Raw genomic sequence first — 15,743 nt, forward strand, 5'->3', positions numbered from 1 at the left:
CGACCTCGGGTTCGCCAACGACCCCGTCGAACTCCACCGATAACTCGACGGAAGATTGCACGTACCGGTTGGTGGCGTCGTCGTCGGAGTCGTCGGCGTAGTCCCACCGATGCGGACGAGCTGCCACTGCTGGTTGCTGCCGCCCCAGTCCGCGTACTGCACGACGTTCGCACCGTCGTTGGTCGCGGCACCCTGCACCTCGACCGCCTTGTTGCTGTTGCGGTTGATCAACCGGACGTAGCCGCCGTCCGAGTCGGCGAGCCGGAACTGCTGGTTGGTTCCGTTACCGTCGGCCCACTGCACGATCGCGCCACCGTCGGCTGTCGACCAGTTGTAGACGTCGAGCACCTTGCCCGAATGGCGGGACTTGAGCCGGTAGTACCCACCCCCGGAGTCGACGAACTGCCACTGCTGCCACGCACCGTCGTTACGCGCCCACTGCGCGATCCGCGCGCCGTCGTTGGTGGCCAGGTTGTACACGTCCAACGCCTTGCCACTGTTCCGATTCACCAACACGTACCAGGCGGTGGTGTCCACCGTGGCCGCTGACGCCGACGTCGCGGCCACGGTGACCAGGGCGCCGCCCACGACCACCGCGGCAGCCGCGGCGGCCAACCCCGACCGCCACCCGCGACGCCACCTCGCGGCGCGCGCAGATCTAACTGGCATAGCATCTCTCCTTTCGATCATGGGGACCGCCGACATGAAGCGCCCATCGGCGCGGACGCCACCCACGCACGGGCGACCCAGGCATCGACATCGACGTTTGTTAGCGTTAACAACGCTAACAAACGGCTACTCGGGCAGGAATATGTATGGCTGTACGGCGATAGGTCGCCGACCGGCGGTGCGACTGGAACGCACCACTCCATGGACTGTGAACGATAACAGTGACGCACGTCAAGATGTCTCGGGAATGTTTCGGAAGAAGTCCTGCGTGATGAGCCCGGTCTCGCCGAGGCTCGACGGCCGTCACGCTAAACCGATCCGGCACAAGATTCCCGCCCTCCCGGTGCCGCTACCGTCTTGGCGCGTGGACGGGTGCCGGCCCCACCGCTACACGCGAGCACGTAGCGGTCGGGCCAGCGGCCATGCGGGGCGCCTACAGAGCTGTCGCGACGTCAGCAGGCCGACTTCGGCCGGCGCAGGTTGTCGACTAGGCGCCCGAGAACGGCGGGCGCGCTGGCGAGCGAGAGATGCTCGCCGCCCGGGTTGTCGGAGCACTCGAAGCGGTGGCACGGCACGGTCGACCAGGACGTGATCGCGTCGTTGGTGATGTCCTCCTGGTTACCGTCGCGCTCAAGCCGTACCGCGGCGCTCGGCCGACCAGCGGGACAGGCAATGCTCATCAGTTGACTGCGCCCATGCGGGCAAGGGTGGCGTATTCGCGCAGCGCCGGCGATATCTCGCGGTGTGACCGCAACCAACTGTCCACTATGCCCGGCACATGGCCTGGCGCGTCGTGATATGCGTGGCCCAGCCCGTGCAATGCAGCCCAGTGGCACGCGGTCGAGTCCAGTGCCAGGGTGTCCTCCAGCACGTCCAGGATCGTGTCGTCGCCGAGCCGGCCGACGGGCGCGATGTCCCAGAACATGAAGCAGACGTGCTCCAGCGTCGTCCTGCATCTGCCGCCGAGGTCGTCGCCCTCCAGACGCTGGGCGAAGACCTCGGCGAACAGGCTACGGATGGAGCGCAGTCCACCGATACGAACCACCCGTGGCACCCGAGGGTCGGCGAGTGCCCGGATCTCACCGTCGTAGGAGCTGTCCACGATGTAGCCGAGCCCGAGCCCGACCTGTTCATCGGAGTACGGGCGCAGCAGGTTGCCGGCGTCACCGAACAGGCGACGGATCCGTTCCGCCGCTGCCACCGGACCATCGTGCGGAGCGTGCCTGGTCATCCACTCCGTCGACGCAGGCTCGGCGCGGCGGCGCTTTTCGGCCGGCCGGTCGAACAGGTACGCCAGCCAGGCGTCAAAGGCGTCCAACGCCGCCATCACCGCCCGACGCTCCACGCAGATCGGCCAGCGTGACCGACAACCGTGCCATGGCCTCGTTGGCGAGCCGGACCCGTCGCCGGTCGCCGTCACCATCGATGCCGAACTTCTCGTACAGGCGCAGCAGGTGCTGTTTGACCGCGGCCTCGGTAACCACCAGCGCCGCGGCGATCTCGCGGCTGGAGGCGGGCTCGGTGAACAACTGGTGGGTCAGCAGCGGGCGGCAAAGATGGATCAACACGTCCCGCTCCCGGGCGGTCAACGCCGGTCCGGCCGCCGCGCCCTCGGTCGGCGGGCCCGCGATCACCGCCCCGCGGCCGGTTCGGTAGACGAAGCGCGACGAGCCGGCCCGGATCTCGTCGCCGTCGACCAGCGCCCGGTCCTGCCAGATGCGTTGGCCGTTGACGAACGTTCCGTTCCGGGAGCCGAGGTCTCGCACACACCAACCGGCCGGGTAGCGCTGAAGTACGGCGTGCAGCCGGGACAGCCTGCGATCGACTGGCACCGCGAGATCGTTGGAGTCTGCGCTGCCGAGTGTCAGCCGGTCGCCGTCCAACGACACGACCTGCGGGCCAGCCGGCGTCCATGCCTCTAGGTGATGTCTCATTCCGGGCCGCCCTACGCCCGAATCAGCCGCAGCGCGTAGCGGCCATCGACGCCGGGCCCACCGACTCGCAGTTCGTAGTCTCCGGCGTCGAGTTGGAGTGGCCCATGCCGCCCGCACGTCAGATTCGCACCGGCGACGGTGCGGCCGCCGCGGACCAGCGTCCAAGGCAGCAGGTGAGCGCCGCAATTCTCGGCGACGCCCTGCAGGTAGACACGGCTGCCGCTAACCAGCACGAGGTGGTAGCGGTCGACCTCCCCGATGCCGAGGACGGCCGTACCGCTCTCCGGCACGCGGACGTCGAGGCTGATGCTGCGGCCGGCGGTGCCGGCCGGGCTTGCGCCGGCGGTGGCCCTGCTTCCACCGGGGCTGGCAGGACTTCCACCGGAGCTGGCGCTGTTGGCCGGCGTGGCCGTCCCGGCGGTCACGGTGCCGGTCGGCGTGGGGCCGGGTTGGGCGCCGTCGTTGCCGGGCGTGCCCAGGCCGGGAAGCAGAGTCAGGGCCGTCACCAGGGTCGCGACGGCGACCGCGGCCAGGGCGAGCGACCGGTACGGGATCCGCCGCCGCTCGCCACGGGACGGCGCGGCATCGTGCGGCGCGTCCGGGAGGGTCCAGTCCGTCGCGTCCAGCATCTTGGTGGTCGCGAGCACCGGGTCGGTTCTATCACCCACGAGAGCCAGCAGCAGCTCGCGCGCGGTGGGCCGCTGCTCCGGCCGCTTGCACAGGGTACGACCGACCAGGTCGCGCAGCGGCGGCTCCAGCCCGGACAGGTCCGGCTCGTCGCTGATCACACGCCGCATCAACTCGTACGGCGTGCCGGCGCCGAAAGGCGTCCGCCCCGTCGCCGCATACGTGATCACACAGCCCCACGCGAAGACGTCCGACGCCGCGACGATCTTCCCGTCGAACTGCTCCGGCGCCATGTAGGCGGGCGTGCCGATCACCGGGCCGGAATCGGTGCGGGCAACCGCATGGTCCGTGGCGCGAGCGATCCCGAAATCGATCACCTTCGGGCCGAGCCGGGACAGCAGTACGTTGCCGGCCTTCAGATCGCGATGCACGATGCCGGCGGCGTGGATGCCGTTGAGTGCGGCGGCCACGCCGGTCGCCAGACTGTCCAACATAGACCCGCGCAACGGGCCGCCCTGTGCGATCCAGGCGGCCAGCGTCGGGCCGTCGATGAACTCGGTCACCAGGTAGGCCACATCGCCGTCGAGCACGACGTCGAGCACTTGCGCGGTGCAGAACCGGGCCACCCGGCGGGCGGCCTCGGCCTCCCGGCGGAACCGCGCACGAAACACCTCGTCACGGGCGTACTCGGAGCGGATCACCTTGATCGCCACCGGCGCGCCGCCGCGGGCGGCGACGTCAGTGGCGAGGAAGACCGTGCCCATGCCGCCCTCACCCAGACGGCCGACGACACGGTAAGGACCGAGCTGGCGTGGGTCGCCAGGCAGCAGCGGCCCGGCCGGAGAAGGCTCGCCGGGCGCGCCGCCCGTCGAGCCTGTCAGCGTGCCGGTAGGCACGGGTGCATCCGCCCCGCCTTGCGTCATGAATGTCCTCACGGTCGCTTCGTCCGGCCGGATTGTAAGCACGGGCGACCGCCTCTCAGAATCCTCAATCGATGGAGAACCGCAGGCCCGCACTGTCCTTGTTGTCCCAGACGAAGCGGTATGCGCCGGTAGCCGGTGCGGGGACCGCGAAGCAAGCCGGGCCGTCCGGTGTCACCGTCGAATGCGGCTGGACGTGCACCTGCGCCCGGCTGCAGGAGCCCGCGTTCCCGACTTTGCTGCCGTCGGGCAGGACCAGATTCAGGTCCCGGTCGAACACGTACGTCATCCCGGCAGCCCCGTCGTTGGTGGCCGTGAACGAGATCAGGACGTACTCCTGACCGGCGGGCGCCTGCGCGAGATTCGCCGAGTCGTCGGCGCGGACCTCGCCGCCGGTGACGGTGACGAAGACGTCCTTCCTGCCTTCGGGATGCACCCGGCCCCGGATGCTGATCGGCCGGGGCTCCAGCAGGATCGCCCCGTCCGGTCGGGCCAGCGGCACGGTGGCCTGCCGGGACCGCGGCTCGCCGACCGTCAGCACCCCCTGCGAGAGCTCGAACCGGTCGTCCACCTCGATCGCGATCTTTCCTGTCTTGCTGCGCTGAGCCGGAACCTCGGGCAGATCCGCATGCGCCTCCGACAGCTTGTCGTAGCTGTCGGCGCCGCTGGTCAGTAGCAGGTCTCCGGGCGGTTCGGCGGCCCGGTCCGGGCTGAGGTTCTGAAATGTCGCGTCGATGACCAGCACTGGTGACCCATCGGCATCGGAGTTCGCCGACGACAGGCGCGCCGTGCCGAGGGTCACCTTGAAACCGGCGTACCAGTAGGAGCGGTTCACCTGGACGTCCGTCCGCGCCGCCGCGGCGGTCGCCGGCTGCCCGCTGGCGGCGACCGTCCCGGCGCCGTCCCGCTCCGCCGCCCCACAGCCGGACAACGCCAGCGCTCCGGCCAGCACGGCGGCGATACCGCCACCTCTCCGCATCGCGTTCATGCGATCACTGTCGCAGCCGGCGGGCACCCGCCGACATGGCCGCGGAGACACAATGGCCAACTCCCTTCGCGACACTCGCCTTACCTTTCGGATAGGTGGCGGACAACATCTCATTCACCCGACGGTCGCCCGCGTACCGGTCTCGAATGAGTGGATGATGGCGTTGGCCACGACAAGGGCCCGCTGCCCGGCTCGCGCGTGTACCGGCGGCTCGCGCCCTTGCCGCAGCGCGTCGAGCAGATCGTCGACGTGGCGGTCGAACGTGTGATGGAAGTCCCGGTCTTGGTCGTTGAAGTACCCGGCCTGCCACACGCGGGCGGTCTCGTCGCCGGCCGCCTGGAAGGTGAAGCGACGCACGGTGTCCTCGATGACCAGCCGGCCCGCCGTGCCGTTCACCTCGACGAGGTGCGTTGGAAGGTAGGCGTACGAGGAGTCGTAGCTACCCACCAGACTGCCGACCGCGCCGCTGGCGAAGCGCAGCGCCACCACCAGCGTCGACCAGCCACGCCCGGTGACATCGGTCATCTGAGCCATCACCGAATCGACTGGACCGCACAGGTACTCCAGCATGTCCAGACCGTGGCACTGAGTCTCGATCAGGTTGGCGTGTGGATGCGCGCTGCTGCCTGGCTCCCCACCGAACCGCCACGTCGCGAACACCGGCTGACCGAGGTCTCCGCGATCCACCGCCGCGCGTGCCATCCGGACGGGCTGGGCGTACCGGTGGTTGAAGTTGATGGCGAAGAAAAGGTCGCGTGCCTGCGCTTCGGCCAGCAGCATGGCTCCCTCCTCTGGCCTGAACACCAGGGGCTTCTCGACCAGCAGCGGGAATCCGGCCCGGATGACCCGCAGCGTCGGTTCGAAATGGCCCTCATTGGGCAGGCAGAGCGACACCAGATCCGGACACTCCCGGTCCAGCATCTCCTCGATGTCCACATAGGCCGGTACGCCGTACTCGTGCGCCCGCGCCGCGGTGCGGGTCGGATCGCGACCGACGATCGCGACCAGTTTGGTGTCCGGACGCGAGGAGAACACGTTGGCGTGCTGTAGGCCCCACCAGGCTCCGGTGCCCACCACGGCAACCCGTGTCGGTTGCCCGCCGCGGTCCGGCTCCCGCGGCGGCGCGACGCCGGGCGCGCGGCTGGCGGCCGCGCTCACCGCGGGCTCCGGCGCGCCAGTCGCGACTGGATGAGCACCACGACGATGAGGAACGCTCCGCTTACGAGTTGCTGGTAGTAGGCGGTCAGCGTGCCGACCTGGTTGATGAGGTTCTGGATTACCTTCAGCAGCAGGACGCCGGCCAACGTGCCGAATAGCGATCCGGCTCCACCCGACAGCAGCGTCCCGCCGATCACGACGGCCGCGATCGCCTCCAGCTCCCGCCCCTCGCCGATCGTGGGCAGGCCCGACTGCGTCTGTGCGGCGACCAGCACGCCGGCGAACCCGGTCAATACCGCGCTCAACACGTACACCACGGTCTTGACCCGGCGCACCGGCAGGCCCATCAGCTCGGCCGCTTCCTCGCTGCCGCCGATGGCGAACACGGCCTGACCGAACCGGCTCCGGTTGAGCACGACGAGCCCGATGGCGAACACCGTCAGGGCGAACCACACCGGTGCCCCGAGGCCGAGAAACCGAGCCTGGCCAATCCGGGTCAACGCAAGCTCCGGTGGGATGATGTGAACCTGATTGCCCTCTGCGGACACGGCGAACGCCAGACCCCGGGCGAACAGCAGCGCGGCGAGGGTCACGATGAACGGCGCGATCCGGGCTCGTCCCACGAGCAGCCCGTTGGCCAGACCGAACAGGGCGCACACACCGAGTGGTACGAGCAGGGCGGGCAGCGAGCCCCACCGCGACGCGTACGCCGTCAGGACGCCGGATAGCGCGAGGAGCGAACCGACCGACAGGTCTATCCCGCCGCTGACGATGACGAACGTCATACCGATCGCGATGAGTAGGAGGTACGAGCTGTCCAGCGCGATGTTGCCGAAGTTCAGGGCACTGGCGAAGCGTCCGCCGAACACGGCGGACCCGGCCACGAGCACCAGCACAAGCACGAGCGGCGCGCTGCCGCGCCGGGCCCACAGGGCGAGCGGCTCGGACCGCAGGCGTCGAAGCGCCGCCGGATTCCCGGTTGGAGTGTCCGCCACGACTGTCACATCCGGCTCCGTCCACGTTGGATGTACACGGCCGCCACGATGATCGCCGCCTGGACCATGCGCGCCGTGGAGTCAGGCAGGTTGTGCTGGATGATGGTGGCCGTGATGAGCTGCATCAGCAGCGCACCCATCAGCGTTCCGAGAATGCGCACCCGGCCGCCCGACAGCGGAGTGCCGCCGACGACGACCGCGGTGATCGCGCTGAGCTCGATGAGCAGGCCGACGAAGGAGGGATCGCTGGCGCTCTGGCGCGCTGTGCTGAGTATTCCGGCGCTGGCCGCTAGGAGGCCGCTGAACGCGTACACCGTAACGAGGGTGCGCTTGACGGGCAGCCCGGCCAGGTTGGCCGCGGCACGGTTGCCACCGATGGCCAGGACCCGGCGGCCGAACGCCGTGCGTCGCATCGCGATGCCGGCCACCGCCGCGACGCCGACCACGATAAGGAGGCTCACCGGCAGGCCGAGCACCGCGCTGTTGCCCAACGCGCCCAGCGTCGGATCGAACAGCTCGACAAGCCGGCCGTCCGCGAGCACCAGCGCGAGTCCCCGCCCAGCCACCAGCAGTCCGAGTGTCGCGATGATCGGTTGCATGCCGGCGAACGCGACCAGGCCACCGTTGACCAAGCCGACGGCCACCCCGGCGAGCAGTGCGACCGCGATCGCCGGCCACGCGCCGTACCCGATGTAGAGCGGGATGAGCGCGGCGGCGATGGCCATTGTGGAGCCGACCGACAGGTCGATGCCTTCGGTCGCGATGACCAGCGCCATCCCCACGGCTACGATCGCGACCGGTGCGACCTGTATCAGTTGGAGGCGCAGGTTGGTAACCGTCGCGAAGTGTGGGGTGAAGGCCAGGTTGAACAGCAGAAGTGCGGCGATGGCCAGATAGACGCCCGCCGCCTGGAGCTGTTCCCGTGGGTTGGTGCGGCCGCGCCGCCCGACGGCCTGGACAGTCACGATCACTCCCCGGACGCCGCGGCGTCCGGTGGCGCCGCCGCGATCGTGTGCATGATCCGGTCCTCGTCGATGTCCGCCCCGCGCAGCGTTCCCACGACGGCGCCATCGCGCAGCACGAGTACTCGGTCGGCGCCCTCGACGAGCTCCTCCAATTCGGACGAGATCAGCAGGACGCCAAGGCCCTGCGCGGCCAGTTCGTCGATGAGAGCCTGGATCTCGGCCTTGGCGCCCACGTCGATGCCGCGGGTCGGCTCGTCGAGGATGAGCACCGCCGGGTGCAGGCACAGCATCCGAGCCAGCAGCACCTTCTGCTGGTTGCCACCTGACAGCTCCCGTACCTTCTGGTGCGGGCTGGACAGCTTGATCTGCAGGCGCTTGACGAACGTGTCCACCAGCCGGTCCTGCCGCCGGTCGGAGAGGAACCCTGCCCGGGTGAGCCGTGGCAGAGCGGCGAGCACGATGTTGTCGCGTACCGACAGCTCGCCGATCACACCCTCGGCCGCGCGATCCTCGGGCACCATGCCCAGGCCGTGCCGGATGGCGGCGGCCGGTGACCAGCGACGGGCCCGCTTGGCGGCGCCGCCCGCGTGGCCGCGGACATGAACAGAGCCGCTGTCGACCGGCTCGGCTCCGAACACGGCCTTCGCGGTCTCGGTGCGCCCGGACCCGAGCAGGCCCGCCAACCCGACCACCTCGCCAGCGTGCACGTCGACGCTGACCCGCGAGAGCAGCGGCCGGCGGGTCAGCCCTTCGGCCCGCAGGACCGGCTCCCCCGATGCCGCGTGATGCTCCTCGCTGAAGCTGGTGGCTCCGTGCTCGCGCACATCCGCTACGGCGCGGCCGAGCATCATGGCTACCAGCCTGAGCCGGTTGGTGTCCGCAACGGATCCACTGTGGACAACTTGGCCGTCACGCAGCACGGTGACCCGCTGGCAGACGCGGAAAACCTCGTCGAGTTTGTGTGTCACGTACAGCACCGCTATCTGCTGGCGGCGCAGCAGCTCGATGACCGCGACCAGCCGGTCGACCTCGCGCGGCTCCAGCGACGACGTCGGCTCGTCCATGATGACCACTCGGGCGTCGGTGGACAACGCGCGGGCCACGGCGATCATCTGCTGGACCCCGAGGCCGAGCTCGCCGAGGGGCCGGCGGACGTCGACCGTGATCCCGTACCGCTGCAGCACGTCGCGCGCCTGCCGGTTCATCCGGCGGAAACTGACCAGACCGAGGCGGTTGGTCGGCTCCCGGCCAAGGAACAGGTTTCCGGCCACACTCCGCAGCGGTACGAGGCTGACCTCCTGATAGATGGTGCTGATACCCGCGGCCTGAGCGTCCCGGGGTCCCGCGAACTGGACCGGCTCGCCGTCGTAGTACACCTGGCCCTCATCGGGACGGTGGACGCCGGTGATCAGCTTGATCAAAGTCGACTTGCCGGCGCCGTTCTCACCGACCAGGGCATGAGCCTCGCCCGGGTTGAGGTCGAGCGATACCCCGTCGAGTGCCCTTGCGCCCGCGAACCGCTTGCTCACCGCCCGCACCCGCAGCGCCGGCGCCGTCGTGCCTGCCTCGCTAGTACGCATTGGCCAGCTCGGTCGGGGCGTTCTCCTTTGTGTACTCCTTGTCGGAGATGATGGTCTTCTCCGGCACGCCCTTGCCGCTGTAGAAGTCCTCCAGCGCCTGGAACGCAAGTGGTCCGAACCGCGGGTTGGACTCGATCACCCCGGAGATCCACCCGTCGAGGATGCCCTGCACAGCACCCTTGGTCCCGTCGATCGTGATGATCTTGACGTCGCCCGGCTTCTTGTTGGCCGCCTTGAGCGCGGCCACGGCACCCAGCGCCATCTCGTCGTTCTCGGCGTAGATCGCGGTGATGTTGGAGTTGGCCGTGATGAGCTGTTCGGTGACCTTCTGACCCTTCTCCCTGGTGAAGTCGCCGGTCTGTTCTGCCACGATCCGCAGGCCGGAGTTCTTGGCGACCAGTTGGTCCTTGAAACCCTTCGTGCGGTCAACGGTCACGTTGACGCCCGAGGCGCCGAGCAGGATCGCGACGTCACCCTTGTCACCGGTAACCTTGATCATGGCATCCGCGGCGCGCTTGCCCTGCTCGACGAAGTCAGAGCCGATCCATCCGATGTAGTCGGTGCAGGCCGTCTTCGTGGTCAGCAACCGGTCGATGGTCATGATCGGCACCTTGGCGTCCTGCGCCGCCTTGAGCGCCGGATCGAGGCCCTCGGAGTTCAACGGAGAAATGATCAACGCCTTGGCGCCCTGGGCGATCATCCCCTGGATATCGGCGATCTCCTTGTTGAGATCGGACTGCGCGTTGGTCGTGATCAGCTTGATGCCCCGCTTGGCCGCCTCATCCTTGATCGATTGGGTCTCCGTGATGCGGAAGGGGTTTGCTTCCTTCTCCGACTGCGCGAACCCGACGGTGACGTTCTTGAGGTCGAGTTTCGGAACGCCGCCGTTGTACTTGTCATAGGTGCACGCCCCCACACCGGCGGTGCCCTGTACCTGCTGCTGCGCCGCGCTGGTCGTGTTGGTGGGAGATTCGTCAGCCGCCTTGGTGCAGCCATTCACCGCGAGCGCGAGGGTGAGGAGGGAGGCGACGGCGATCGCGTTCCTGGCGACGCCACGTGACCCGGACATCGGCGGACTCCGTTCGTAGGAGCGTGTCGGCGCGCGAGCGCCGCCTGCCATGAACAGCAAGAACATGATGGAAAGTGAAGGGCTCTGACAGGATCTGACCAGAGAGTAGCCGCTAGGTGTCAACTGCTGTCAAGAGCTGAACGGCAAAGCCTGGGCAGCGCGCGCCGGAAACACTTATGAGAACGGCCGCAATCCGACTAAAGCGGAGTCAAAGGGACGCAGCGCCTACTGACACGGCACTGAAGGTCCGCTCAGGCGGGTCCCACCGGGACCACTCGTACATCGATGCCGGTAGCGGCGAGAAGGCGGCGCATCTCCGGATCGGCACCCGAATCGGTCACCAGTACGTCGATGCGATTGGCCGGCACCGTCTGACACATCGTGTCATTGCCCAGCTTGGTGCGGTCGGCGAGGACCACCACCTGACGCCCGGCCGCCATCAACGCCTGATCGGTGGCGGCCGCGAACACGTTCGGCGTGGTGAGCCCGCGATCGACCGTCACACCGTCACCGGAGAGAAAGACCTGGTCGCCCCGCAGCCCCTGCAGGTTCTGCTCGGTGACGGGGCCGACCAGGGCGCCGATCGAGCGGCGCAGCGCGCCACCCACCATCACCACGTCGATCTGCGGCGCCCGCAACAACGCCTGGGTCACGAGCACGGAATTCGTGACCACGGTGAGGGAACTGATCGTGGTGAGCTCGCGGGCGAGGGCGACGGTCGTCCGGCCCGGCCCGAGCAGGATCGCACTTCCGGGCTTGACCAGCGCCGCGGCATGCGCCGCGATGGCTTGCCGCTCGACGGGGACCGGGTCGTCCCCCAGCTCAAACGCGTCCTGGCGACCGATCCCGTCCGCGCCGCCACTCATGGCCTGCGCGCCGACCGCGCCGGCTCCATTGGCACGGCCGAGCGGGAGCGCTGTGCCGTCGAAATCCGGCCGGAGCGCAAGCCCGGTGTCGCGGGTAGCCGTCGGCGGCGGGCCAACGCCACCACGGATCGATTCGAGCAAACCCTCTGCCACCATCAGACGTAGGTCACGCCGCACCGTCGACTCCGAGATGCCCAGCTCGTCGGCGAGCTCCCGGAACGAGGCATAGCCGCGCTGACGCACCTGCTCGAGCAGGAGACGGCGGCGCTCGGCGATCAACATCGAGGGTTGCTACCTGCCCTTCCAGGGACTCAGATCATGGCACTTTCTGTCAACTTGTATCACAAGTAGGCTACAGGAGCGCAACGAAACGCGCGTACGCGGCTTCGAATTCTCCCCGGTCCCGCCTCGGTTCGTAGATCCGCGGCGGCATCGAACGCCGCACCACCGCGCGCAGGTCCGCCAACGACCCGAGTTCCCGGGCCGTCCACGCCTGGACGAGGATGTTGCCGATCGCGGTGGCCTCGACCGGGCCGGCGAACACCGGCCGTCCCATCACGTCCGCGGTCAGCTGGCAGAGCACCGTGTTCGCCGCGCCGCCGCCGACGATGTGCACCACCTCCGCGGCGTGTCCGGACAGCGCTTCGGCTCGTTCCAGCGTCCATCGGTACCGACAGGCCAGGCTGTCCAGGATGCACCGGGCCGTCCCAGCCGGATCGACCGGAACCGGCTGCCCGGTCGCCGCGCAGATCTCAGCGATACGCGCCGGCACGTCGCCCTCCCACAGGAACGTCGGGTCGTCCGGATCGAACAGGGTGCGAAAACCCGGCTCTCGCCCCGCCGCTGAGGTCAACTCGCTGTAGGACAACGGCGCGGTGCGCCGCCAGGCCGCCCGGCATCGCTGGAGCAGCCACAGGCCCGTGCCGTTACGCAGGAACCGCACCGTCCCGCCGACGCCGGCCTCGTTCGAGAAACCCGCCCGCCGTGCCTCGTCGGTGAGCACCGGCTCGGGCAGCTCCAGGCCGACCAAGGACCAGGTGCCGCTGGACACGTAGCCGAAGGCGCCAGCCGCTGGGACGGCCGCGACCGCCGACGCGGTGTCGTGACCCGCGACGGCGATCACCGGTACCCCTGGAAGTGCCGCGCCTGCCACACCGCTCGCCAGGACCTGGCCGACCGGCGTGCCCGGGGGTACGACCTCACCCTGGAACAGCCGGGCCGGGACGCCCAACTGCTTGATGACGTCGAGTGACCACCTGCGGGCGGAGACGTCCATCAGCTGGCTGGTGCTGGCGATCGTCTGATCGGTGGCGTGCTCTCCGGTGAGCCAGTACGCGAAGAGGTCGGGAAGCAGAGCGAGACGGTCGGCCTCGTCGAGCAGCGCTGAACCCTCCATCGCGACGAGCTGGGTCGCCGTATTGATCGGCAGCGGCGGCGTGCCGGTGGTGCGGTACAGTTCCGCGCCCTCGGCGCGAGCGAGGATCCGGGCGGTGACTCCATCCGTGCGCCGGTCGCGGTGGTGCCAGGGGTCGCACACCAGCGCACCGTCGGGACCAAGCAATGCGAAGTCGTTACCCCAGGTGTCGATGCCTACGCTCGCGGCGCGGCCACGGCCAGCAACCCCGGCCGCAGCGGCCAGACCCGCGGACAGCTCCGCGAACAATGTCGAAACGTCCCAGTGCAGGCCATCCCGCAACGTCATCGGCTGGTTGACGAACCGGTGAATCTCCTCGACCGTGAGGTGACCGCCGTCGAAGGTGCCACGCACGACGCGTCCGCTCTCGGCGCCGAGATCGACCGCCAGATAGTCGGGCACCTGCCGAGAGTAGCCGGAAGCGCGGTCGAGGCGCGTGACGACGTCGGCCGGATGCCTGGTGGCCTCGAGTATGCGGTCGACGCTCGCCCATGCCGACCACAGTGGAGATCGAAGACCGCTGTCAGCCGGCCAGCCGGGCCGCCTCGCGGTCGCGCCAGGCGGTCGTCATCTTCGTGCGGCCGTTGGTCCGCAGTAGCGAGCCTTCGTAGATCCGCGCCCCCGCGAACAACGTCGCCACCGCGGTCAGCGCCAGGATCCCGAGCGACAACAGCGGCTCCCAGGCGGCGGCTTCACCGGCGAACAGCCGCGCCGGCATCGCCGTTGGCGAGGACACCGGCAGGTACGACAGGATCGTCATCACCAGCGGGTTGTCCTGCAGGACGATCACCGCGACGAAGGGCAGCATCATCGCCATCTGGACCGGCATCGACGCGCCACCGATGTCCTCTTGGCGGTTGACGAGCGCGCCGATGGCCGCCCACAGCGCCGCCAGCATCACGAAGCCGAGGACGAAGAATGGGATGAACCAGCCGATCGCCGGGCCGAGCGGCGACAGTACGTTGTCCGGTGCGTCAGCCAGCCGGGCGCCGGCTGTGCCCGCCGCCGCGATCAGCGCGATCTGACCGAACGCCAGCACGGCGCCGCCGATCACCTTGCCGGCCAGGAGCACACGCACCGGGATCGTGGCCACGAGGATCTCCACCACCCGGGTCTGCTTCTCCTCGGTGACGCTCTGCGCGATCTGTAGGCCGAACGTCAGCGAGGTGATGAAGAAGGCGAATGCGAACGCGTACGGGATCATGAACGCGAGCACGGGGTCGACGGCGTTCGGATCGAGCAGTTCCACGGGTGGCTGCGCGCTGAGCGCCTCCACGACGTCGGAGGGCGCGTCGTCCATCGCGAGCACCCGCGGACCGGCGACCACGGCCGCGTCGACGTCGCCGTCGCGGACGAGCCGCTCGGCCGCGGCGTCATCGGTGACGGTACGGACGTCGAGGCCGGCGTCGGCCAGCGCGGTCGCGGCCGGGCCGGCGACGGCGGCCACCGACGACGCCCCACCGGCGAAGACCCCGGGCAGGACGGTCGCGCCGACCGCGATGAGCAGGAAGATGGCCGTACTCCAGAGGAACGCCTTGTCGCGCAGCTTGACCCGGATCTCCCGGGCGGCGACGAGGCGGACGGCGTCGAGTGTGGTCACCGGGCGACCTCCCGGAAGATCTCGGCGAGGGACGGGGCGACCGGGCTGAACGCGCGCACCGGCCCGCGGGCGAGCGCCGCCCGCAACACGGCCTGGTCGTCGGCTCCGGCGGCGAGGTCGAACACCGCGTGCCGCCCGTCGAGGTCTACCAGGGTCACGCCGGGCTGGTCGCGCAGCCAACCGGCGTCGCCGGCGACCCGGATCTCGTACCTCGGCAGGGCATAGGCCGCACGGAGTTCGTCCCGCCGGCCGGCGGCGAGGATGGCGCCGTCGCCGATGATGACCAGGTCGTCGCAGAGCCGCTCGACCACGTCGAGCTGATGACTGGAGAACAGCACCGGTACGCCGCCGGCGGTCTGCTCGCGCAGCACGGCCACGACCGTGTCCACGGCGATCGGATCGAGGCCGGAGAACGGCTCGTCGAGGACCAGCAACTCCGGCTCATGCACCAGCGCGGCCGCGATCTGGACCCGTTGCTGGTTGCCCAGCGACAGCTTCTCGAGCTGCTCGTCGGCCCGCTCGCCGATCCCCAGCCGGTCGAGCAGGCCGGTGATGTTCCGTGCGACCGCGACGGCGGTCAGGCCGTGCAGCCGGCCGAGGTAACTCAGCTGTTCCCGGACGGTCATCTTGGGGTAGAGGCCGCGCTCCTCCGGCATGTAGCCGAAACGCCGGCGATGATCGCGGGTCAGCTGGGCGCCGCCCCAGGTCACCGTGCCGGAGTCGGCGGCGAGCACGCCGAGGATGATCCGCATGGCGGTGGTCTTGCCCGCGCCGTTGGCGCCAACGAAGCCGGTCAGCCGACCGGGCGCCACGTCGAACGTGACGTCCTTGAGCGCCTGCCGTCCGCCGAAGGCCCGGTTCAGCCCGTCCAGACGCAGCAACTGTGTCATGACTCGACGCTAGGCAGGGCCAGACGCGGCCGCGTCCAGCGCCGGGAGGATCGCATGGGTCCGTCGTG

15 protein-coding genes are annotated in these 15,743 nt (G+C 69.3%); all 15 read right to left on the reverse strand.

Annotated features, from left to right (window positions below; translation table 11 throughout):
- Positions 1-669: RICIN domain-containing protein (locus V6V89_RS25670; RefSeq protein WP_334621901.1), on the reverse strand; the 669-nt coding region annotated here is incomplete at its 3' end.
- A 452-nt stretch (positions 670-1,121) separates the two neighbouring features.
- The gene (locus tag V6V89_RS25675) at positions 1,122-1,349 is read right to left on the reverse strand and encodes a hypothetical protein (RefSeq protein WP_334621902.1); all 228 of its coding nucleotides are present in this window, start codon (positions 1,347-1,349) and stop codon (positions 1,122-1,124) included.
- Positions 1,349-1,999 (reverse strand): hypothetical protein, encoded by a 651-nt coding sequence (locus V6V89_RS25680; protein ID WP_334621903.1) that lies wholly within the window; start codon positions 1,997-1,999, stop codon positions 1,349-1,351. Before V6V89_RS25680 ends, V6V89_RS25675 begins: the two co-directional genes overlap by 1 nt.
- On the reverse strand, positions 1,974-2,603 hold the full coding sequence (locus tag V6V89_RS25685; protein WP_334621904.1) for an FHA domain-containing protein: 630 nt from the start codon (positions 2,601-2,603) through the stop codon (positions 1,974-1,976). Before V6V89_RS25685 ends, V6V89_RS25680 begins: the two co-directional genes overlap by 26 nt.
- Before the next feature lie 11 nt (positions 2,604-2,614).
- Complete coding sequence (locus V6V89_RS25690) at positions 2,615-4,126, reverse strand: serine/threonine-protein kinase (RefSeq protein ID WP_334621905.1); 1,512 nt, start codon at positions 4,124-4,126, stop codon at positions 2,615-2,617.
- A 91-nt stretch (positions 4,127-4,217) separates the two neighbouring features.
- Entirely contained in the window at positions 4,218-5,138 is a 921-nt protein-coding gene (locus tag V6V89_RS25695; protein ID WP_334621906.1) for a hypothetical protein, read from the reverse strand.
- Positions 5,139-5,252: 114 nt separating this feature from the next.
- Positions 5,253-6,296, reverse strand: a complete 1,044-nt coding sequence (locus tag V6V89_RS25700) for a Gfo/Idh/MocA family protein (protein WP_334621907.1) — start codon at positions 6,294-6,296, stop codon at positions 5,253-5,255.
- Positions 6,293-7,291, reverse strand: coding sequence for an ABC transporter permease (locus V6V89_RS25705; protein WP_334621908.1), 999 nt, complete (start codon positions 7,289-7,291; stop codon positions 6,293-6,295). Before V6V89_RS25705 ends, V6V89_RS25700 begins: the two co-directional genes overlap by 4 nt.
- Positions 7,292-7,296: 5 nt before the next feature.
- Positions 7,297-8,256 carry an ABC transporter permease gene (locus tag V6V89_RS25710; protein WP_334621909.1) on the reverse strand — a complete coding sequence of 320 codons (960 nt, stop codon included), beginning with the start codon at positions 8,254-8,256 and terminating at the stop codon, positions 7,297-7,299.
- A gap of 2 nt (positions 8,257-8,258) precedes the next feature.
- Complete coding sequence (locus V6V89_RS25715) at positions 8,259-9,836, reverse strand: sugar ABC transporter ATP-binding protein (RefSeq protein WP_334621910.1); 1,578 nt, start codon at positions 9,834-9,836, stop codon at positions 8,259-8,261.
- On the reverse strand, positions 9,826-10,905 hold the full coding sequence (locus V6V89_RS25720) for an ABC transporter substrate-binding protein (RefSeq protein WP_334621911.1): 1,080 nt from the start codon (positions 10,903-10,905) through the stop codon (positions 9,826-9,828). The genes V6V89_RS25715 and V6V89_RS25720 overlap by 11 nt, the downstream gene beginning before the upstream one ends.
- 251 nt (positions 10,906-11,156) lie before the next feature.
- Positions 11,157-12,053 carry a DeoR/GlpR family DNA-binding transcription regulator gene (locus V6V89_RS25725; RefSeq protein WP_334621912.1) on the reverse strand — a complete coding sequence of 299 codons (897 nt, stop codon included), beginning with the start codon at positions 12,051-12,053 and terminating at the stop codon, positions 11,157-11,159.
- A gap of 70 nt (positions 12,054-12,123) precedes the next feature.
- A complete protein-coding gene (locus V6V89_RS25730) occupies positions 12,124-13,587 on the reverse strand; it encodes a rhamnulokinase (RefSeq protein ID WP_334621914.1) in 1,464 nt (487 codons plus the stop codon).
- Positions 13,588-13,708: 121 nt separating this feature from the next.
- On the reverse strand, positions 13,709-14,785 hold the full coding sequence (locus V6V89_RS25735; RefSeq protein ID WP_334621915.1) for an ABC transporter permease: 1,077 nt from the start codon (positions 14,783-14,785) through the stop codon (positions 13,709-13,711).
- On the reverse strand, positions 14,782-15,675 hold the full coding sequence (locus V6V89_RS25740) for an ABC transporter ATP-binding protein (protein WP_334621916.1): 894 nt from the start codon (positions 15,673-15,675) through the stop codon (positions 14,782-14,784). Before V6V89_RS25740 ends, V6V89_RS25735 begins: the two co-directional genes overlap by 4 nt.
- Positions 15,676-15,743: the final 68 nt, after the last annotated feature.

This window comes from Micromonospora sp. CPCC 206061 (assembly GCF_036906915.1).
Taxonomy (GTDB): domain Bacteria; phylum Actinomycetota; class Actinomycetes; order Mycobacteriales; family Micromonosporaceae; genus Phytohabitans.